The sequence below is a fragment of the Pseudomonas sp. NY15181 genome, assembly GCF_048068055.1.
Classification (GTDB): Bacteria; Pseudomonadota; Gammaproteobacteria; order Pseudomonadales; family Pseudomonadaceae; genus Pseudomonas.
In genome coordinates this window covers 218,029-236,484 of record NZ_JBLUPT010000008.1, presented here as the reverse complement: position 1 = coordinate 236,484, position 18,456 = coordinate 218,029, and the positions used below count along the sequence as shown (strand labels likewise).

Sequence of the window (18,456 nt, the reverse complement as noted above, 5' to 3'; positions counted from 1 at the left end):
AAAGTATACTGGGGTATAGTATCAAGACTCCTATTACGGACCATCATCATGCAGCACGCTGCACAGCCGCAAGACGGCCAGCACGATCACCAGTTCCATGAAGGCAATCCCCTGGCCGAACGCAACACCCTGCGCGCCGCGCTGCTGACCGTCGTGATGATGGTCGTGGAGATCGCCGGCGGCTGGGTCTTCAACTCCATGGCGCTGCTCGCCGACGGCTGGCACATGAGCTCCCACGCCCTGGCGCTGGGCCTGGCGTTCTTCGCCTATGTGGCGGCACGGCGCTTCAAGGGCGATGCGCGATTCGCCTTCGGCACCTTCAAGATCGAGGTGCTGGCCAGCTACACCAGCGCCATCCTGCTGCTGGGCGTGGCCGGGCTGATGCTGTTCGAGTCGGTGGCACGCCTGCTCACCCCCACACCGATCCACTACGAGCAGGCCATCGCCATCGCCGCGCTCGGCCTGCTGGTGAATCTGGTCTGCGCCTGGCTGCTGCGTGGCGAGCACCACCATCATCACCATGACCACGATCACCATGATCATGACCACCCTCACCATGGGCACGACCATCACCACGATCATGAGCATGACCTCAATCTGCGTGCAGCCTACCTGCACGTGCTCGCTGACGCCGCCACCTCGGTGGCCGCCATCGTTGCGCTGATCGGTGGGATGTTCTGGGGCGCGGCCTGGCTCGACCCGCTGATGGGCATAGTCGGCGCCGGGCTGGTGGCGGCCTGGTCGGTCGGCCTGCTCAAGCAGAGCAGCCGGGTGCTGCTGGATGCGGAGATGAACGATCCGGTGCTGGAGGAAATCCGCGAGGTGGTTGCCGAGCTGCCACAGCCGGCGCGCATCACCGACCTGCACCTGTGGCGCGTGGGCAAGTCGCGCTACGCCTGCATCCTCAGCCTCGCCACCGCCGGCGACCTGACGCCCGAACGGGTGCGCCAGCGCCTGCAGGTCCACGAGGAACTGGTGCACATCACGGTGGAGATCAACCCCGTCGCGGCCTGACACCGGAAGCCGCAGCGGCTTTGACGACCACCGCGCGGCTGCGGCCTAATGCGCAGCTTGTCGAACCCCGGTCGCCGCTTCCGATGTCCAGCTCCCGTTTCTCCGCCGCCCAGCAACGCGCCAGCACCCTGCACCTGCCCGCCGGGCCCTGGGCGACCGTGCTGGACTGCCTGTGCGCGCACTTCCCGGCGATCAGCCGTGATACCTGGCTGGACCGCATGGCGCGCGGCAAGGTGCTGGACAGCGACGGCCAGCCCATCGGCCCGCAGCATCCCTACCGCGAGGCGTTGCGCATCCACTACTTCCGCGAAGTGCCGCAGGAAACGCCGGTGCCGTTCCAGGAAAACATCCTGTACGCCGACGAGCACCTGGTGGTGGCGGACAAGCCGCACTTCCTGCCGGTGACGCCGTCCGGCCAGTACGTCGAGCAGACGCTGCTCGCGCGCCTGGCCAAGCGTCTGGACAACCCGCTGCTGGTGCCGCTGCACCGCATCGACCGGCTCACCGCCGGGCTGGTGCTGCTCTCCGCCAACCCCGACAGCCGCGCCGCCTACCAGGCGCTGTTCCGCGAACGGCGCATCGACAAGATGTACGAGGCCATCGCCCCGGCGCTGCCGCAACTGGCGTTTCCCCATGTGCGCAAATCGCGGATGGTGGATGGCGATCCCTTCATCCTGATGCAGGAAGTGGACGGCGCGCCCAACAGCGAAACGCGCATCGAGGTGCTGGAGCAGCGCGGCGAGCTATGGCGCTATGGGTTGTATCCGGTGACCGGCAAGCGCCACCAGTTGCGCGTGCACATGTCGGCCCTGGGCGCGGCGCTGTGCTTCGATCCGCTCTACCCCACTCTGCTGCCGCGCGAAGAACGCCCGCCGGAAGACTACGAGAAGCCGCTGAAGCTGCTGGCCCGCCGGCTGGACTTCATCGACCCGCTCACCGGCGAGCCGCGTCACTTCGAAAGCCAGCTCGAGCTGTCCTGGCCTTCCATCAATTTCATCGATGGTCACCCTTAAGGCTATCCATTTCCGTCGATAGTGGCCCCGATGTTTTCATAGCTCCACCCAACGGAGAGAAAGCATCAGGAGCCGAACATGAGCTACAGCGCCAAGTCCTTTTCCGCCCTCGTCAACGCCCTGCTGGCCGATGGCATCACCCGCCCCGAGCAGATGGCTCGCCAGCCGTTCCGTAATGCCCAGGGCTTCTGGTCCGCGGTGACCAGGAAATGAACCTGTCCCGGCGCTTGCCGCCCAGCCTGCGGATCGATGCGGCGATCGTGGCCTATGCCTTGATCAGCGCCTGGCTGGTGTTTTCCGGCGTCTGATCGACGTGGCCCGCGACCTGCTACTGGAGCAGGCGGATCGAACATCATCTTCAGGCAGGTTCGCGAGCAAGCTCGCTCCTACAAGTAGGCCCGGCTCTGGCGCGCCGCTCGTAGGGCCGAGGGACGCCCAGCCCGTGCTTGCGAACCTGCAGTCGGCCTTCCCCCGACGCCACCCGCACGAAAAAGGGCAGCCCCAGGCTGCCCTTTCAGCAAATCACGCGGCACTGCCGCGCTCCATCCTCACTTTTTCAGACAGGTGCTCATGAACGCCTTGCGTTCATCGCCCTTGAGGGCCTTGGCGGTAGCGTCGGCGTTGCAGGTTTTCATCTTCTCCTGCTGAGGCGTCATCGCCTTGGCGTCGCTGCCGGCCGAAAGGCACTTGCTCATGAATGCCTTGCGCTCATCGCCCTTGAGGGTCTTGGTGGTCGCTTCGGTATTACAGGTCTTCATCTTTTCCTGCTGCGCGGTCTGGGCGGCGGTAGCAGCGAACCCTTGCACCGAGAACAGAAGGGCCAGTGCAAGCAGCGGAATTCGAACGGTGGTCATGGAGAGGTCTCCTAGAATGAATTGCCTTTCTCAGCGTAGCTCGCGCGCCCGCATTGGCGACCCGGGACACCTGGCGCATGCGGAACACTCGAACAGAATCGCGGACGACGCACCGGCTGTCGTCACCCAGAAAAGAATTTAGGTTATATATAAATTCTAATTAATAATTTTTTGAAATAACAAAAATGCCGCAGTATGGCGCTGCCCACTCATCCGGTACGCCAGGAAGCCTGCCATGTCGCTCTTGACCCTCCCCAATGCCCGCGAGCAAACCAAGTCGGTCCGCGCCACGGTACTGGTGTTCAAGGACCCGCGCTCGCAGGAGTTGCTCAACCGGATCGAACGCCTCGCCCCCAGCGAGGCCAACGCCCTGATCATCGGCGAAACCGGTACCGGAAAGGAGCTGGTCGCCCGGCATATCCACAAGCTCAGCCGGCGCAGTGCCGCCCCCTTCGTCGCGGTGAACTGTGGCGCCTTCTCCGAGACGCTGGTGGAGAGCGAACTGTTCGGCCACGAGAAAGGCGCCTACACCGGCGCCACCAGCAGCAAGGCCGGCTGGTTCGAGGCCGCCAATGGCGGCACCCTGTTCCTCGACGAGATCGGCGACCTGCCGCTGAACATGCAGGTCAAGCTCCTGCGCGTGCTGCAGGAGCGCGAGGTGGTGCGCCTGGGTTCGCGCACGCCGGTGCCGATCAATGTGCGGGTCGTCGCCGCGACCAACGTCAACCTGGCTGACGCGGTGGTCGCCGGACACTTCCGCGAGGACCTGTTCTACCGCCTGCACGTCGCCACCATCCGCCTGCCGCCGCTGCGCGAGCGCCCCGGCGACATCCTGCCGCTGGCCGAATTCTTCCTCGAAGAACACTGCCAGCGCCTGGGCTACAACCGCGCATCACTCAGCCACGAGGCCGAACGCAAGCTGCTCGGCCACAGCTGGCCAGGCAACATCCGCGAACTGGAGAACGCCATCCACCATGCGTTGCTGGTGTGCCGCAACCAGCAGGTGCAGCCGGGCGACCTGCAACTGGCCGAGCTGCCGTCGGCAGCGCGCCACGACCTGCTGCGCCACGAGCACATCCCCCACGCCCTTGCCCCGCGCGTCGAGGCAACGCTGGAACAGGCGCTGCTGGAACTGTTCGAAAGCAACAAGCCCGACCTCTACGAGCACATCGAGGAAGTGCTGTTCCGCACCGCGTACCACTTCTGCCACGGCAATCAGTTGCAGACCGGCCGCCTGCTGGGCATCAGCCGCAACATCGTCCGCGCGCGGCTGGAGAAGATCGGCGAGCTGAATCTCAGCCGGACCGCCTGAGCCTCCCTGCAACCCTCGTCGTTGCTGGCCTTATGCCGTCCGTCGGCGGCGCTCGACCGTGCCACCCTGGCAAAAGGTTATAATCCGCGCCGCTTCCGGTCCTTCCGGCTATGTAGCGTCCAGCGACTACACTGTCTGGAGCGACGTCCAGGCAGGACGTCCGCCGGCAACGAACTCTCTCTGTCATCAGGACACATCGTGACCAAAGACGAACTGCGCGCGGAACTGGAGCGCCAGGAGCAACGCTACAAGGATGTTTACGGCGGCGAAGTCACCCGCTATGCCGCTCAGCCGGACCCCGAACGAAAGCCGTGGCGCAAGCGCCGCAACCTGCTCGATCAGGCCTTCGACCGGGAACTGGAAAAAATCGAAGAACAACGACTGAAAAGGGAACAGGAAGCCGCTTCCCCTAAACCGTAGGTCCGGGTACGAACGTTCCTCCAGTAAGCCGACCAGGCAGATTTTTTGCCGTAGGAAGGTCACAGCTTTCGGGTGGGATGGGCTCCGAGGGGGAGTCCGGTACTGACCTCAGAACATTCATCAGACGGGCGGGCCGCCCGACGTGGAAGCATTGCAAGTTTTTTCCACCCGGCCTGGAAGCAGCGTGCGACGAGGCGTCGCGCAAATTCGAGAAACCGTTTCAGGCTGAATACGGTACTCATTGCTTCTGGCATAATCGCCGCCCCGTCTCCGACCGGTCATAGAAACTTCATGTTCGATCTCTTCAGCGGACTCGATATCTGGGTGGGTGTCAGCCTGGTGCTGGCACTGGCATTCGTACTCGCCTTCGAGTTCATCAACGGCTTCCACGACACCGCCAACGCGGTGGCCACGGTCATCTACACCAAGGCCATGTCGCCCTACCGCGCGGTGATCCTCTCCGGCATCTTCAACTTCCTCGGCGTATTGCTCGGTGGCGTCGGCGTCGCCTACGCGATCGTCCACCTGCTGCCGGTGGAGCTGCTGATCAACGTGAACACCGGCCACGGTCTGGTCATGGTGTTCTCGCTGCTCGCCGCCGCCATCACCTGGAACCTCGGCACCTGGTACTTCGGCATCCCCGCCTCCAGCTCGCACACCCTGATCGGCTCGATCCTCGGCGTGGGCCTGGCCAACGCGCTGATCACCGGCGTACCGCTGGCCGACGGGATCAACTGGGGCAAGGCGATCGACATCGGCCTGTCGCTGATCTTCTCGCCGCTGGCCGGCTTCCTGGTCGCCGCCGGCCTGCTGATCGGCCTGAAGTGGATGTACCCGCTGTCGAAGATGCACAAGACTCCGGAGACCCGCCGCGACGTCGACGAGAAGAAGCATCCGCCGTTCTGGAACCGCCTGGTGCTGGTGATCTCGGCCATGACCGTGAGCTTCGTGCACGGCTCCAACGACGGCCAGAAAGGCATCGGCCTGATCATGCTGGTGCTGATCGGCATCGTGCCGGCCCAGTTCGTTCTCGACCTGAACAGCACCACCTACCAGATCGAGCGTACCCGCGACGCCGCCACCCACCTGCAGCAGTTCTACCAGCGCCACTCCGAGACCCTCGGCGAGATGCTGGCCCTGGGCAAGGCCAATGACGCCGAAATGCCGGACCTGTACCGCTGCGATCCGAAGCAGACCGAGGCTACCCTCAACGGCCTGCTGGGCGACCTGCGTGGCGTTTCCAGCTATACCGAACTGAGCAACGACGCCCGCGTGCAGGTGCGCCGCTACCTGCTGTGCCTGGACGACACCGCGAAGAAAGTCGGCAAGCTGTCCGAGCTGCCGGCCCGCGAAAAGGCCGACCTGGAGAAGCTGCGCAAGGACCTGACCACCACCACCGAATACGCACCGTTCTGGGTGATCATCGCCGTCGCCCTGGCCCTGGGCATCGGCACCATGGTCGGCTGGAAGCGCGTGGTGCTCACCGTTGGCGAGAAGATCGGCAAGCAGGGCATGACCTATGCCCAGGGCATCAGCGCCCAGCTCACCGCCACCGCCGCCATCGGCCTGGCCAACATCTACAGCCTGCCGGTTTCCACCACCCACGTGCTGTCCTCGGGTGTGGCCGGCACCATGGTGGCCAACCGCAGCGGCCTGCAAGGCGGCACGGTACGCAACATCCTCATGGCCTGGGTGCTCACCCTGCCCGCCTCGATGGGCCTGGCCGCCGGTCTGTTCTGGCTCACCTCGAAATTCATCTGAGCCTGACCCAGCCCAAGGAAAAACGCCTGCATCCGCAGGCGTTTTTTTTGCCGCTCAGTCTGCCGCCGGCTGCAGCGGCAAGCGCACCCGGAAGCGTGCCCCGCCCTTGTGGTTGTCCACTGACAGGCTGCCGCCCATGTTGCGGATCAGGTCATGGCTCACCGACAGCCCAAGGCCCGTGCCCTTGCCGATCGGCTTGGTGGTGAAGAACGGTTCGAAGATCCGCTCCATCAGGGCCTCGTCGATGCCGCCGGCGTTATCCCGAACGTGCAGCTCGACCCATCCCGCATCGGCGCAAGGCTCCTGCGACAGGCCGATCCAGCGCGCGCCCTCGCTCCCCCGTCCGAGCAGCGCATCGCGCGCGTTGGCCAGCAGATTGATCAGCACCTGCTCCAGCTGATCGGCGAAGCCGTAGACCCTCACCCGCTGCGGCGGTGGCCGGCACTCCAGCAGGATGCCCTGCTGCGTCAGGCTCTCGCCCAGCAGTTCCAATGCGCCTTCGCAGGCCGCGAAGGGATCGAAGGGCGACATCTCCAGCTCGGAGGTGCGGCTGAACACGCCCATATGGCCAACCACCCGGGACAGGCGGTCGATCTGGGCGTCCGCGCGCTCGATCTTGTCCTTCAGGTAGTCGGCATCGGCCAGGCGCTGGCGGGCGTTGTACAGCGCCATGCGCATCACATGCAGCGGCTGCTTCATCTCATGGGTCATGCCGCTGACCATCTCGCCCAGGCTGGCCATCTTCGCGCCCTGCGCCAACTGCTGCTGGGCACGGCGCACGGCGGTGTTGTCGCGACCGACCGCCTGGACTTCCACCAGTTTTCCGTCGGCATCCAGCAGGGGGCGGTCCGCCCATACCAGCCAGAGGTTGCGCTGACCGGCCAGCGAGAAGCGCAATTCCCAGGAGTCGTCACTGGCCGCCTGCGCGCCGCCCACCAGGCGGGCGCGCAGGGCACTGCAATCCTGGGCGGACAGCCACTCGTCCAGGCGCCGCCCGAGCAGCGCCTCCACCGGCTCGCCCAGTACCTGGGCGAAGGTGTGGTTGACGAAGGTCAGGGCGAGATCCGGGGCGTAGCGGCAGATCAGCGCGGGCGAGTCTTCTACCAGCACCCGGTAGCGTTCTTCGCTTTCGGCGATCTGCAGCGCCGCCAGATGCTGCTCGGTGACGTCCAGCCAGAGGCCGACCGCCTCCTGCGGGATGCCCTGGATATCGCGCAGCAGCTTGGCCTCGTCGTAGAGCCAGTGCCATTCGCCGGCGGCGTCACGCAGACGGTATTCGGTGCGCACCCGGCCCTCGCGCAGCAGCTCGCGGCCGCGGGCGAGGAAGATCTCCAGGTCCTCCGGGTGCACCCGTTCGGCCAGCGCCTGCCAGTTCTGCCCCTGAAGGTCGAGCCCCAGCAGGTTGCCGGCGCTCTCGCTGTAGAACTCGGGAATCAGGTGCCCTTCTTCCACCCGCTGCACATAGATCACCACTGGCGCGCTATCGATCAGGTTGCGCAACCGGGCGTGAGCCGCCAGGGCCTGCTCCTCCTGCGACTTGCCTTCGCTGATATCCAGCAGCACGCCATCCATCATCTGGTCGCCGGCCCGTGCCTGCATCCGCCCTTGCAGGCGCAGCCAGCGCCGCGTCTGCGTGGATGCATGGCCGCGCAGGCGCAGGTCCTGCACCAGGCGCGCACCGGGCTGCAGATTGCGCAGGCGCAGGCGGAGTTCATCGGCGTCGGCCGGGTGCAGCATCGGCAGCAGGTCGGCCAGGGCCAGCTCGCCCTGCCCGGCGCCGAGCCCGAGACAAGCCGCCACGGCCGGCGACAGCTCGAACACCTCATCCTCCAGACGCATCCGCCACCAGCCGCCGCCGACCATGTCCTGCAGCAGACTCAGGCGCCTGCTGCTGTCGCGCAGGCTGTGCAGCTCGGAGCGCTCGTGTACCAGGTTGGCGAGGATTTCCGCCAGGTATTGCCAGTCGCTGGGCGTCGGCCCCTGGCCACCTCCACTCGGCGCCGCCGGTTCGGCCAGCAGTCCGGCCAGGCGTCCGCCGCGAACCGGCGCCGGCACCAGGTACAGGCAGTCGCAGCAGAGCATCCGCAACAGCTCGGAATGGCCTGCGCCGCTCTCCAGCAGATAGGCGCCGGAGGCCCGGCGCAGTTCACCATCGGGCAGCGTCAGCCCTTCGCGCATCAGGCTGTCGAAACCGGGCTGGACGTGGCAGGCGAAGACCTTCAGCACGCTATCGGCCGACTCCAGGAGCAGCGCCATCGAGCGCATCTGGAAAGTGCCACAGAAGGACTCCAGCACCTCGCTCACCGCGTCGCCCAGGCGCCGCTGCGAGCTGTGGCGCAGGCGCGCCAGCAGCAGCTTGCTGAGGTTCAGGCACTGCAACTTGTGCTGTTGGCTGTCGGACTGCCAGTTCAGGTCGGAGATATCGGTGCCCAGCAACAGGCAATGCTCGTCGGCCTGCAGCACCGCCTGGAAGCGGCACACCAGCGGCAGGTCGCCGGTGCTGCGCAGCGCCAGATCGACCCGCTCGCCGCCACGCAACCCCGTGAGCGGCATGCTGCCGGGCACCCGGCGCTCCAGGTAGTCGCCCAGCGCAGGCCACTCCGCGCCACCGGAGGGCGTCAGCAGCCGGTGCGCCTGCCGGCCGCCATGGGCCACCACCCGGTCGCGGCCGTCCAGTTCCAGCCAGATGTCCCAGTGCGCCACGGCGGTCGGCGGCGCCACGGCCTCGGCCGACAAGGCCGGACGCTGCCGCGCAGCCAGGGGACGGTTGGGCGCGGACGGTTCGGGTTCGTCGTCCTGCGTCCCGGTCAGCGAGCGGAAGAAATCGAACATCACCTTCCTTAGAGCAGCAGGCTGGCCTGGCCGGTCAAAACGTCCGGCAGGTGCGGGATGGTGCCGATGCCCGGCAGGGTGAGCAACGGCACAATGGGCGAAGCGGCATAGGGATAGTTGATACATACCTGGATACGGGTGAAGTCACGTCCGTTCACCCGCTCGATGACCGGCTGATCCAGATAGGCGCCGTTGTAGCAGCCCTTGTGCCAGGCATCGGGCATCCAGCGCAGGCGCGTATTCACTTCGTTGGTGACCGCCTGGAGCAAGGCTCCGTTGTAGTCGTTGGCCTGCGGATTGACCGAGATGGCGACGCGCGCCCCGGACGCGGCGGCATCGTTGAAGGCCTGAAGCATCAGCAGTGGCACGCAGTAACCCAACAAGCCGTAGAGCACCGCAAAGAACAGAACGAAAACCCCAGCGAACTCGATCGCCACTGCTCCGCGTTGCATCTGGAAACTGCCGATTCCTTTCATACGCGGCACTCCTCGGAAAACTTCGATAATTGATTGTTCGCTCAGGTTTTTGATAATTGATTGACCGTTCAGTTAGTCGGCTGCACGAAAGATTCCTGAAGAAACTTATGGCGAAGTCCGGCACTGATTGATTAATACTAGATCCTGCCGGCGAAGAGACATTCCCGGCATAAGGTATTAACTCTTTCGTGTGAACAGGGAAGCTCCCGATGCTGGTCCACTTCCTGCTGCTGGGCTGGTTCGCAGTGTGTGCCTACCAGGACCTGACACGCCTGCGAGTGAGCAATCTGCTGACGCTCGGCGGCGCGCTGATCGCCGCCGCCTTCCTGCTGATCGAGGGTCACACGCTGACCGGCCATCCGCCACAAGCCGCGCTGGTCGCGACGTTCCTGGCGCTGCTGCTGAGCGTGCCAGGCTACCTGCTGGGCAAACTGGGGGCAGCCGACGTCAAGGCACTGGTAGCCCTGGGCATCGCCAGCGAACCAATGCTGCTGCTCTATGTGCTCGCTCTCGCCAGCCTGATCAGCCTTGTACTGATGCTTTCCAGCAAACTTTTGATTGATTCGGATCGGCTTCCAGTTAATTCCAAATCGAAATTAGCAAGAATGTTGCCGTCAAGCCGCAAGTCGTTCCCCTTCATATTTTCGATTTTCGCCGGACTTCTGGCGTATAGCGCGCTCTTCCCCTGAACAAATTCTTCACATGGCGAGTCACAGACTTAACGACTATATGCTATGGGTTAATACCATCCGTCACGAGATGGAGTAGGCGACTGTGGAAGACCGGAAGCCTGACGATAAGAACAGTGCAATATGCCTTCGCTAGGAGCGTGCAGTCATGGAAAAACCGGCCAATCGTCGTTTCAGCGTGCTGGTCATCGACGATGAACCCCAGGTCACCGCCGAGCTTTCCGAGCTACTGGAAAACAGCGGCTACCGCTGTGTCATCAGCGACGGCAAGGACAGCGCCCTGCAGAAGTTCCGTGACGACAACTCGATCGGCCTGGTGATCTGCGACCTGGGCCTGGGACGGGACAATGGCATCCGCGTGGTCGAGGCACTCAAGGAGATCGCCGGCAACGGACGCTTCTTCGAAACCATCATCCTCACCGGCCAGCAGGGCAGCCAGGAAGTGATCGAAGCCATGCGCGTCGGCGTCGCCGATTACTACCAGAAACCAGTCGCACCGCTGGACCTGCTCAATGGTCTGGAGCGCCTGGAAACACGCCTGCATGAGCGTATTCGCAGCCAGCTCAGCCTGAGCCAGGTGAACCAGCGCCTGGAATACCTCGCCGAGTCGCTCAACTCGATCTCGCGGGATATCCACAAGATCAAGTACGAGGTGCACGGCGGCCAGCCCAGCAGCGCCCTCAAGCAGGAACAGCCGGAAGCGGCGGAAAGCGCGCCGAACAATGCCGAACAGATCGCGCCGGTGGTGAACAATCCGCTGTTCAACAAGCTCTCGCCGCGCCAGCAGGCGGTTGCGCGGCTGGTCAGCAAGGGCCTGACCAACTACCAGATCGCCTACGACCTGGGCATCACCGAAAACACCGTGAAGCTCTATGTGTCCCAGGTGCTGCGGCTGATGCACATGCACAACCGCACCCAACTGGCACTGGCGCTCTCTCCCAGCGCCTCGCACAGCAGCGCGGTGCACTGAGCACCGCGCGGAGCTTCAGATCAGCAACTCCGTGCCGCTGGTCTGGAGGTCGATCAGGCGGACGTCGATGGTTCCCAGGCTGATCCCGAGCAACTGCAGTAAAGGGTCGAGCACGACATCGGCGAGGGCAGTCAGTGCGGGGCGGAGCGCCCCGAGAATTGTGCTGACCAAAGAGCTGGGGTTGAGCCCGAGCACCGACAACAGGCCCAGAATCCCGGTGGGTGTCACGTTGATCGACGAAGACAGCGTGCCGATGGCATTGTCCAGCGACTGGGAAATGTCGCTGGCGGCGGTTTGCGGCTCGCTTGGCAGATCCGCGGGGCTGGAGACCCGATAGTCCAGGGAGGTGCCGGTGACACCGCCAACCACGGTAGCCGCCGAAACATCCGCGCCAACCAGGCCACCAACGATTTTGACGCTGATCGGATCGACCGTAGCGCTTTGTCCATCCCGGAATGTCCCAAGGTGCAGCTGCGCGATGCCGGGCTGAGCATGGACGGTAACATCCACGGGTCGTCCCAGCCCCCCGCAGGCAATACTCTCCAATGCAGCCGTTCCCTGTGCCACATCCAGCGCCAGGCCCAGATCGATGCTGAGCACACCGGGCAAAGTAACGCTGCCCGTGACATTGGTCCGGATCGCAGCCGTTCGAACCTGCGTGCGCCATTGACCATTGCTGTCCTTGCCGGGATAACCGAAAGCGATCTGTGGCGGCTCGACGATCCAGAGCTGGACCTGTGCCGAAGTCAAACCACCCAGATTGACGCCGGTATTGAGTGTCACCGCATGCTGCCGGTTGGCAACGAACGCCAGCGCCGAGATCAGGTCCAGGGCATTGACCGAGCCCTGCAACGCCTGATCCCGCACCGAGTCAGGTGCCACCACCGAAAGCACGCTACCCAGCGTGACGGTCGCCGTCTTCACTCCAGCTCCCAGCAACTGCTGCCCCAGCAGTGCGGTATTCAGGTCTGTGACCTGCGTCGGATCGATGGCGTTGAGCGTCGCTCCCAGCAGTTGGGCCAGACTGGCCTGCGCCCCCAGCAACGAGTCCACGGAGCCGGCCTGCACATTGACCCCGAGTGCACGCATCTGGTCCGACAGCCCGAGCAGGCTGACGTTGGCATTGGCCAGCCCCCGGTAACCCACCGCATTCAGGGAGAGATGGCTACCGAGCAATGCATTGAGCAGGTTGTTGAGTAGTCCGGCCTGCTGATCGTCAAGCGAGGCCAGGGTAGTCCCCGCCGATATGCCCGCCATCGCCGTACGCCGCGCCACTGCTTCGGCGCTGAGGCGTGTTTGCGCTTTCGCGCCGCTGAACAGGCTGGCGACATTGAGAATCAGGCTGGAAGGAACGGTACGGCCGACGCTGACCTTCACCGAGTCCTGATCGTCACCGCCTGGTGTGAAGATCCGGCGCGATTCTTCGCCGTATGTGTCATCGAAGGAAATGCTGCCCAACGTGGCGACCAGATCGCCATTGGCGACTGGCACGAAACCGTTCTTCGCCGCACTGGCGAGGGCGTAGTCCTGCGGGCTGCTCCCGCTTGCGGGTGCGGCGCACATCCCACTCTGCGACGCCGCCTCCAGCGCGGACATATCGGCGACCCGTTGCAACTTGCGCTGCTCGTAGTACAGGCGCCCGGTGTCGATCACCAGCGCCAGGCAGATCAGCGCCAACAGCAGCGTCCCCGCCGCCATGATGCCGATCGCACCTCGTTGCCGTTCGCGTCCCATGATCCGCTCCCGAAGAATCAGTTCTTCCCGGTGCTGAAATCGTTGTTGTCGTCCAGAAGATGCTCGGGAATTTCGCGGGTATAGCTCTTCAGGTAGCGCTGGTAGGCGCGGTCACGCTCGGCCGCCGTGGCGCTCTGCGGATAGGGCGAGGCGACCTGTCCGCTACGTTGCAGGTCCAGCCAGCTGAGCACTTCCTGCTGGTCGCGTTCAACGGTGCCCGGTTGCGCAGTGGGAGACTCCAGGGCCTGCGCCAATAACGGAGCGGCCAGCAGTGCGCCGGCGAAGATCCATGCCTTCATCGTCGTTCTCCTTACCCGCCTCAGCGGGCCTTGACCAGCAGCCCGGCGTCACGCGCCGCCGCAGAAGTGTGATCCTGCGCCACGGCATCGACACTCACGACCGGGGCCTGGACCTGCACAACGGCATCGACCTGTTCGGTCGCGGGCGCTGGCTGTTGGTGACTCAGGCTCTCTGCCGGCGCGGGCGAAGAATTTGGCGAGCGCAGCGCATCGGCGCGCTCATGGGCCTCGCGCACATCGTCAGTGGACAGGCCGGTGCGCTGGATCAACCCCTCGGCCTGGCTGTTCTCGCCTTCCAGGTACATCAGGCTGAGCAGGTTGGTGGCCGGCAGCTTGCCGCCCTCACTGAGCTCCAGCGCGGTGATGAACTCGAAGCGCGCGCCGCTGCGGTCGCCTCGATCCAGCAGCACGACACCCAGATCGTTGCGGAAGGAACTGTCGGTAGGCTGCAACCGAGCCGCTTCGCGCAGTTCGCGCTCGGCCTCGATCCGGTTGCCGCTGCGCATGGCGATCAGGCCCAGGCCGTGATGGGCCTCGGCGGCCTTGCAGGTGCTCAGCAGCGACTGGTACTCGGTCCGCGCCAACGGGCTGCCGATGCGTCGCAGGGCCAGCGCCTTGCTCTCGCGCACGTCCAGCGAGTCCTGCGGCAGGGTCTCCAAATTGGCCAGGGCCGCATGGGCACGGCCCTGGTCGAGCATTTCCCGCGCCAGGTTGAGCTGCAGTTCCACTGTTTGTCCCAGGTGCTCGCTGCACGACTGGCCGACCGGACTGCCGCCCAGCGTGCCCAGGCTGGCGCAACCGCCGAGCGTCAGGCTCAGCAGACCGACTGCGACTGCGTTTCTCATTTCATGCCCCCCAAAGCCTTGGTAATCGCAATGAACCCCGGTCCGGCGAGGATGATCAGCAGCGCCGGGAACAGCAGCAGCATCATCACCAGGCTCATCTTCGCCGACAGCTTGCTGACCTTTTCCTGCAGGCGGGTCAGCCGGCGGTCCTCGAACAGTTGCTTGAGGGTCAGCAGCGAGCTGCGCGCACTGCCGCCCTGGCGCACCATCTGGCGCAGCACGTTGCAGCAGTCGCTGAGCTCGCTCACGGCCAGGCGCTTGTTGAGCAGCTCCAGCTCGTCGGCCAGATCCAGGCCGCTGTCGATATGCGCCAGTACGGTTTCCAGTTCCTCGGCCAGCACCGGCACGATGTTCTGCCCTTCCTGGCGCACAACCCGCAGGCTTTGCTCCACCGTCAGGCCGGAGTCGAACAGGATACGGATCAGCTGGATGAACACGATCACTTCCTCCGCCAGGCGCTCTCGGCGTTTGGTGGCGAAATGCGCCAGCACACGTTTGGGCAGGAGGAATCCGACTCCGGCGGCGAAGACCACCGGCAGCAACGGCGACTCGAACAACGGTTTGGGCATCAGGCTGACGGCCAGCGCCAGCCCCACCAGCAACAACGGGCACAGCAGAAGCGACATCAGGTAGATGCTGCGCGGCATGCCGCCGCTCCAGCCGGCCTGCTCCAGCAGGATGCGCACCTCGTGGTCACGCAATTGCAGTCGCTGCGCCAGCCCGCTGCCGCCCACACGCCCCAGCAAGCCGGCCAGGCGCCGTCCGCCGGCGCGCGGCAATGGGCCGCTGCCCAGGCGCTGTTCGATCAGACGCTGCTCGCGCCCGGCGGCGCGACTCTGCGACAAGGCCACCAGCGCCGCAGCCAGTATCAGGATCACCACGAGCAGACCATAGGTCATTGGCATTGCCCGCCTCCTAGATGCTCTTGAGCATGCGCCAGAGCGTGTAGCAGCCCAGCACCTGCAGTCCGAGGGAGGTCAACAGCAGCCAGCGTCCGCTGCTGTCGAGCCACATGTTCATGAGGTAGCTGGGATTGGTGAACAGGATGTAGGCCCCCAGGCTCACCGGCAGGACTGCCAGCACCAGGGCGCTCAGGCGAGTCTCGCCGGTCATGGCATGCAGCTGGCGACTGAGTTTCTCCCGCTCGTGGATCACCTTGATGATGTTTTCCAGCAGGTCGGTGGTATTGCCGCCGTAGCGGTGGTTCACCGCCACGCCGAGGGAGAACACGTGGAGCTCTTCCTGATCGTAGAGTTCCGCCACTTCCTGCAGTGCTTCAGGCAGGCTGATGCCGAGTTGCACATGGTTGTTGGCCAGGGAAAGGATTTCCCGCAGCGGATCATCCGCGGCATTGACCGCCTGGGCGATGGCATCGCCCAGGGTGCGTCCGGAATGCAGGCTGCGCACTACCTGGTCGAGGAAGTTCGGCATCTGCCGGATCATCCGCCGCAAGCGACGCTGGTACAGCACGTTGAGCAGCACATGCCCACCCGCCACTGCCAGCAGCAGGGCTCCCGCGACACCGAGCGCGCCCCCCACATGGGCGCCCACCAGCCCCATCAGCAACGCCGCCGCTGCGAAGCACAGCAGCCAACGACGCATGTCGGAGACGCCCGCGCGACGCATGCGCCGGGCCAGCCAGTGGCTGCTGCGGCCGCGTGCCGTCTCCGCCGGCAGTGTGCCGCTGCCGCTCAGGCGCTGCAGCACCTGCTCGTTGTGCCGGGTGCGCCAGGCCATGACCCCGGTCAGCACGCCGAACAGGCCCAGCGCCAGGCTGACCGCGCCCAGCAGCAGCGCACCGTTCATACCAGCACCTGGCGGAACTTCAGCCCGCCCGGCTGGGCGGTGCGAACGAACTGTCCGCTGCCTCGCCGGTCGAGGCTGAACAGGGAGTTGGTGACGTACACCCCGTCGCGCACCTCCAGCACTTCGAGGATCTCGCTGATGCAACGCCGGCCGCTGGCCAGGCGGGTGATCTGCACGATGATGTCCAGCGCCGAGCAGAGCATCTGCCGCAAGGTCTGCTCCGGCACCCGCTGACCGGTGAGGCCGACCAGCATCTCCAGGCGCAGCAGCGAGTCCATGGCCGAGTTGGCGTGCACGGTGCTCATCGAGCCATCGTGGCCGGTGTTCATCGCCTGCAGTACGTCGAGAACCTCTACCCCACGGATCTCGCCGAGGATGATGCGGTCCGGGCGCATCCGCAGGGCGTTGCGGATCAGCTCGCGGGCGGTGACCTCGCCGAAGCCCTCGGCGTTCGGTGGCCGGGTCTCCAGGCGCACCACGTGGTTGTGGCCCAGCTGCAGTTCGGCGGTGTCCTCGATGGTGACGATACGTTCGCGCTCGTCGATGAAGCTGCTCATCACGTTGAGCAGCGTGGTCTTGCCGGTGCCGGTGCCGCCGCTGATGAGGATGTTGCAGCGGCTCTCCACCGCCTGGCGGAGAAACGCCAGCATCGGCTCGTCGACACTCTGGTAGCCCAGCAAGTCGGCGCTCTTGAGCAGTTCCTTGCTGAATTTGCGGATCGACAGGCAGGGCCCGTCCAGCGCCACCGGCGGAATGATCGCGTTGACCCGGCTGCCGTCGGGCAGGCGCGCATCGACCATCGGGCTGGACTCGTCCAGGCGCCGGCCCAGCGGCGCCAGGATGCGCTGGATCACGCGCTGCACATGATGATCGTCGATGAAGCGCAGGTCGCTCTGGTACAGGCGGCCACCGTGTTCGACGAAAACACGGTCGGGGCCGTTGACCAGGATTTCCGAGATGTTCGGGTCACGCAGCAGGATTTCCAGCGGACCGAAGCCGGTCAGCTCATCCACCACCTCTTCGGCGAGGCGATCGAGCTCGTAGCGGGAAATCGCCAACTGACGACGTGCGGCGTATTCGCAGACCTTCTCCGAGACGTACTGGGCCACTGCCGGGCGGGCGCCCTCCAGCAGGTTCATGCCGTCTTCGTCGATCTCGTCGATGATGTAGCGGTGCAGGCGCATCTTCAGCGCTTGCAGGTCCTGATCGTGCTGGCCGGAGAAGCCGTTTCCGCTGCCGTAACTCATGACCGTGCCGCCTTCGGCCAGCCCAGCCAGGCGAAGCGCCGCGGACGCTCACCGACGTTCGCCCCCAGGTTGTCCGCCAGGTCGCGCAGCTTCACCGTCAGCGGGTCGCGCGGTGACAGGTCGAACAAGCTCTGGCCGATATTCTTCGCCCGCAGCCGCGCTTCGGGCGATGCCGGCAGCACGCCGAACAGCTCCAGGCCGAACATCTTGCCCAGGGCCGACGAATCCGGCGGCACGGACGGCCAGTAGCGCTCGATCAGCAGCTCGATGCGTGGCAGCGATGGGCTGCGCTCACGCAGCCGACGCAGGCGTTCCAGGCCCTTCTTGCAGGACGGTACGCTCTGGTCCACCAGCCAGAGGACGCGATTGGCCTGCGCCAGCAACTGGCTGCTGAGCTCGCCCTCGGCGACACCGGTGAGGTTGATCAGCACATGGGTGAACGCACTGCGCAGGTTGCCCAGCAGCAGATAGATCTCGGCGGTGGTGACGCGCTCCAGGATGCCGGGCTCATCCGACAGGCTGAGGATGCGCAGCCCGGAATCATGGCGGGTGAACGCGCTGTCGATCAGCGTCTGGTCGAGACGGCGCAGGTTGCGCATGGCATCGGCGAAACTGAAGGCCGACTCCATGCCAAGGATCGCCAGCGCCTCAGCGCTGGGCTGGCCGATGTCCACCAGCAGCACGCGGTTATCGGCCTGGCGTTGCAGCGCCAGCGCCAGGTGCAGCGCTACGAACGCGCCATCGGCGTCCGGCCGGGCACTGACCAGGCTCACCAGCTCGCCCTGCCGCGCGGCACTCACCGGCACGCTGGGCAGGCGTCCGCCCAGGCGGCGAATCAGGCCGCTCAGTTCGCTGGCGCGGGCGCCGTAGGTGACGAAATCGCGGGCACCGGCGCGCATCGCCGCCAGTACCAGCTGATTGTCCAGGCCATCGCCCACGGCCACCACCGAGAGCAGCGGCCGGGCCGACACCAACCCCTCGATCAATGAACTCTGCGCCACCACGTTGCCCTTGTTCAGGCTGGTGAACAGGACGCTGGCGCCCGTGACATCGAGCAGCGCCAGCACCTCCTCCAGGGTTCCGCTGTTGGCCACCACCACCTGTCCGCAGTTGGCCAGGCTGTTCTGCAGCCACTCCTGCTCGCCGGGATGCTGTACCAGTGCGACGAATGTCTGACTCATGCT

18 protein-coding genes are annotated in these 18,456 nt (G+C 65.2%); 8 read left to right on the top strand and 10 right to left on the bottom strand.

Features of this window, described 5'->3' with window-relative positions; all coding sequences use genetic code 11:
* Positions 1-48 precede the first annotated feature (48 nt).
* The 3 genes from dmeF to ACNFBT_RS19410 all read left to right on the top strand — a co-directional run bounded on the left by dmeF (position 49) and on the right by ACNFBT_RS19410 (position 2,240).
* Positions 49-1,014 (top strand): CDF family Co(II)/Ni(II) efflux transporter DmeF, encoded by a 966-nt coding sequence (dmeF, locus tag ACNFBT_RS19420; protein ID WP_416752087.1) that lies wholly within the window; start codon positions 49-51, stop codon positions 1,012-1,014.
* Positions 1,015-1,097: 83 nt separating this feature from the next.
* A complete protein-coding gene (locus ACNFBT_RS19415) occupies positions 1,098-2,027 on the top strand; it encodes a pseudouridine synthase (protein ID WP_416752085.1) in 930 nt (309 codons plus the stop codon).
* Positions 2,028-2,105: 78 nt separating this feature from the next.
* The gene (locus ACNFBT_RS19410; RefSeq protein WP_268173190.1) at positions 2,106-2,240 is read left to right on the top strand and encodes a hypothetical protein; all 135 of its coding nucleotides are present in this window, start codon (positions 2,106-2,108) and stop codon (positions 2,238-2,240) included.
* A 335-nt stretch (positions 2,241-2,575) separates the two neighbouring features.
* On the opposite strand, the gene ACNFBT_RS19405 is transcribed toward ACNFBT_RS19410, so the two are convergent.
* On the bottom strand, positions 2,576-2,881 hold the full coding sequence (locus ACNFBT_RS19405) for a PsiF family protein (protein WP_416752083.1): 306 nt from the start codon (positions 2,879-2,881) through the stop codon (positions 2,576-2,578).
* A gap of 235 nt (positions 2,882-3,116) precedes the next feature.
* On the opposite strand from ACNFBT_RS19405, the gene ACNFBT_RS19400 reads away from it, so the two are divergent.
* From ACNFBT_RS19400 to ACNFBT_RS19390, 3 genes are all read left to right on the top strand, one after another.
* Positions 3,117-4,193 (top strand): sigma-54 interaction domain-containing protein, encoded by a 1,077-nt coding sequence (locus ACNFBT_RS19400; protein WP_416752081.1) that lies wholly within the window; start codon positions 3,117-3,119, stop codon positions 4,191-4,193.
* A gap of 198 nt (positions 4,194-4,391) precedes the next feature.
* Positions 4,392-4,613, top strand: coding sequence for a hypothetical protein (locus ACNFBT_RS19395; protein WP_416752079.1), 222 nt, complete (start codon positions 4,392-4,394; stop codon positions 4,611-4,613).
* Positions 4,614-4,904: 291 nt separating this feature from the next.
* Complete coding sequence (locus ACNFBT_RS19390; protein WP_416752077.1) at positions 4,905-6,374, top strand: inorganic phosphate transporter; 1,470 nt, start codon at positions 4,905-4,907, stop codon at positions 6,372-6,374.
* A gap of 54 nt (positions 6,375-6,428) precedes the next feature.
* On the opposite strand, the gene ACNFBT_RS19385 is transcribed toward ACNFBT_RS19390, so the two are convergent.
* Entirely contained in the window at positions 6,429-9,206 is a 2,778-nt protein-coding gene (locus ACNFBT_RS19385; RefSeq protein WP_416752075.1) for a PAS domain-containing sensor histidine kinase, read from the bottom strand.
* 8 nt (positions 9,207-9,214) lie between these two features.
* On the bottom strand, positions 9,215-9,682 hold the full coding sequence (locus ACNFBT_RS19380) for a TadE family protein (protein ID WP_416752073.1): 468 nt from the start codon (positions 9,680-9,682) through the stop codon (positions 9,215-9,217).
* A gap of 209 nt (positions 9,683-9,891) precedes the next feature.
* On the opposite strand from ACNFBT_RS19380, the gene ACNFBT_RS19375 reads away from it, so the two are divergent.
* Complete coding sequence (locus tag ACNFBT_RS19375; protein ID WP_416752071.1) at positions 9,892-10,371, top strand: A24 family peptidase; 480 nt, start codon at positions 9,892-9,894, stop codon at positions 10,369-10,371.
* A gap of 148 nt (positions 10,372-10,519) precedes the next feature.
* Positions 10,520-11,341, top strand: a complete 822-nt coding sequence (locus ACNFBT_RS19370) for a response regulator transcription factor (RefSeq protein WP_416752069.1) — start codon at positions 10,520-10,522, stop codon at positions 11,339-11,341.
* Positions 11,342-11,356: 15 nt separating this feature from the next.
* On the opposite strand, the gene ACNFBT_RS19365 is transcribed toward ACNFBT_RS19370, so the two are convergent.
* The 7 genes from ACNFBT_RS19365 to tadZ are packed head-to-tail and all read right to left on the bottom strand — an operon-like array spanning position 11,357 to position 18,453.
* Positions 11,357-13,075, bottom strand: a complete 1,719-nt coding sequence (locus tag ACNFBT_RS19365) for a pilus assembly protein TadG-related protein (protein ID WP_416752067.1) — start codon at positions 13,073-13,075, stop codon at positions 11,357-11,359.
* Positions 13,076-13,092: 17 nt separating this feature from the next.
* Complete coding sequence (locus tag ACNFBT_RS19360) at positions 13,093-13,374, bottom strand: DUF3613 domain-containing protein (RefSeq protein WP_416752065.1); 282 nt, start codon at positions 13,372-13,374, stop codon at positions 13,093-13,095.
* A 20-nt stretch (positions 13,375-13,394) separates the two neighbouring features.
* Positions 13,395-14,219 (bottom strand): tetratricopeptide repeat protein, encoded by an 825-nt coding sequence (locus ACNFBT_RS19355; RefSeq protein WP_416752063.1) that lies wholly within the window; start codon positions 14,217-14,219, stop codon positions 13,395-13,397.
* Positions 14,216-15,124 (bottom strand): type II secretion system F family protein, encoded by a 909-nt coding sequence (locus ACNFBT_RS19350; RefSeq protein WP_416752061.1) that lies wholly within the window; start codon positions 15,122-15,124, stop codon positions 14,216-14,218. Before ACNFBT_RS19350 ends, ACNFBT_RS19355 begins: the two co-directional genes overlap by 4 nt.
* A gap of 10 nt (positions 15,125-15,134) precedes the next feature.
* Positions 15,135-16,025, bottom strand: a complete 891-nt coding sequence (locus ACNFBT_RS19345) for a type II secretion system F family protein (RefSeq protein WP_416752060.1) — start codon at positions 16,023-16,025, stop codon at positions 15,135-15,137.
* Positions 16,022-17,272 (bottom strand): type 4b pilus Flp biogenesis ATPase TadA, encoded by a 1,251-nt coding sequence (gene tadA / locus ACNFBT_RS19340; RefSeq protein WP_416752058.1) that lies wholly within the window; start codon positions 17,270-17,272, stop codon positions 16,022-16,024. Before tadA ends, ACNFBT_RS19345 begins: the two co-directional genes overlap by 4 nt.
* Positions 17,269-18,453: a type 4b pilus Flp biogenesis protein TadZ gene (gene tadZ, locus ACNFBT_RS19335; RefSeq protein ID WP_416752056.1), complete on the bottom strand. Its 1,185-nt coding sequence runs from the start codon at positions 18,451-18,453 to the stop codon at positions 17,269-17,271. Before tadZ ends, tadA begins: the two co-directional genes overlap by 4 nt.
* Positions 18,454-18,456: the final 3 nt, after the last annotated feature.

Excerpts from the sequence above, each read along its gene's own strand:
- dmeF (WP_416752087.1), top strand. The coding sequence starts at position 49 with ATGCAGCACGCTGCACAGCCGCAAGACGGCCAGCACGATCACCAGTTC.
- ACNFBT_RS19415 (WP_416752085.1), top strand. The coding sequence starts at position 1,098 with ATGTCCAGCTCCCGTTTCTCCGCCGCCCAGCAACGCGCCAGCACCCTG.
- ACNFBT_RS19410 (WP_268173190.1), top strand. The coding sequence starts at position 2,106 with ATGAGCTACAGCGCCAAGTCCTTTTCCGCCCTCGTCAACGCCCTGCTG.
- ACNFBT_RS19405 (WP_416752083.1), bottom strand. The coding sequence starts at position 2,881 with ATGACCACCGTTCGAATTCCGCTGCTTGCACTGGCCCTTCTGTTCTCG.
- ACNFBT_RS19400 (WP_416752081.1), top strand. The coding sequence starts at position 3,117 with ATGTCGCTCTTGACCCTCCCCAATGCCCGCGAGCAAACCAAGTCGGTC.
- ACNFBT_RS19390 (WP_416752077.1), top strand. The coding sequence starts at position 4,905 with ATGTTCGATCTCTTCAGCGGACTCGATATCTGGGTGGGTGTCAGCCTG.
- ACNFBT_RS19385 (WP_416752075.1), bottom strand. The coding sequence starts at position 9,206 with ATGTTCGATTTCTTCCGCTCGCTGACCGGGACGCAGGACGACGAACCC.
- ACNFBT_RS19380 (WP_416752073.1), bottom strand. The coding sequence starts at position 9,682 with ATGAAAGGAATCGGCAGTTTCCAGATGCAACGCGGAGCAGTGGCGATC.
- ACNFBT_RS19375 (WP_416752071.1), top strand. The coding sequence starts at position 9,892 with ATGCTGGTCCACTTCCTGCTGCTGGGCTGGTTCGCAGTGTGTGCCTAC.
- ACNFBT_RS19370 (WP_416752069.1), top strand. The coding sequence starts at position 10,520 with ATGGAAAAACCGGCCAATCGTCGTTTCAGCGTGCTGGTCATCGACGAT.
- ACNFBT_RS19365 (WP_416752067.1), bottom strand. The coding sequence starts at position 13,075 with ATGGGACGCGAACGGCAACGAGGTGCGATCGGCATCATGGCGGCGGGG.
- ACNFBT_RS19360 (WP_416752065.1), bottom strand. The coding sequence starts at position 13,374 with ATGAAGGCATGGATCTTCGCCGGCGCACTGCTGGCCGCTCCGTTATTG.
- ACNFBT_RS19355 (WP_416752063.1), bottom strand. The coding sequence starts at position 14,219 with ATGAGAAACGCAGTCGCAGTCGGTCTGCTGAGCCTGACGCTCGGCGGT.
- ACNFBT_RS19350 (WP_416752061.1), bottom strand. The coding sequence starts at position 15,124 with ATGCCAATGACCTATGGTCTGCTCGTGGTGATCCTGATACTGGCTGCG.
- ACNFBT_RS19345 (WP_416752060.1), bottom strand. The coding sequence starts at position 16,025 with ATGAACGGTGCGCTGCTGCTGGGCGCGGTCAGCCTGGCGCTGGGCCTG.
- tadA (WP_416752058.1), bottom strand. The coding sequence starts at position 17,272 with ATGAGTTACGGCAGCGGAAACGGCTTCTCCGGCCAGCACGATCAGGAC.
- tadZ (WP_416752056.1), bottom strand. The coding sequence starts at position 18,453 with ATGAGTCAGACATTCGTCGCACTGGTACAGCATCCCGGCGAGCAGGAG.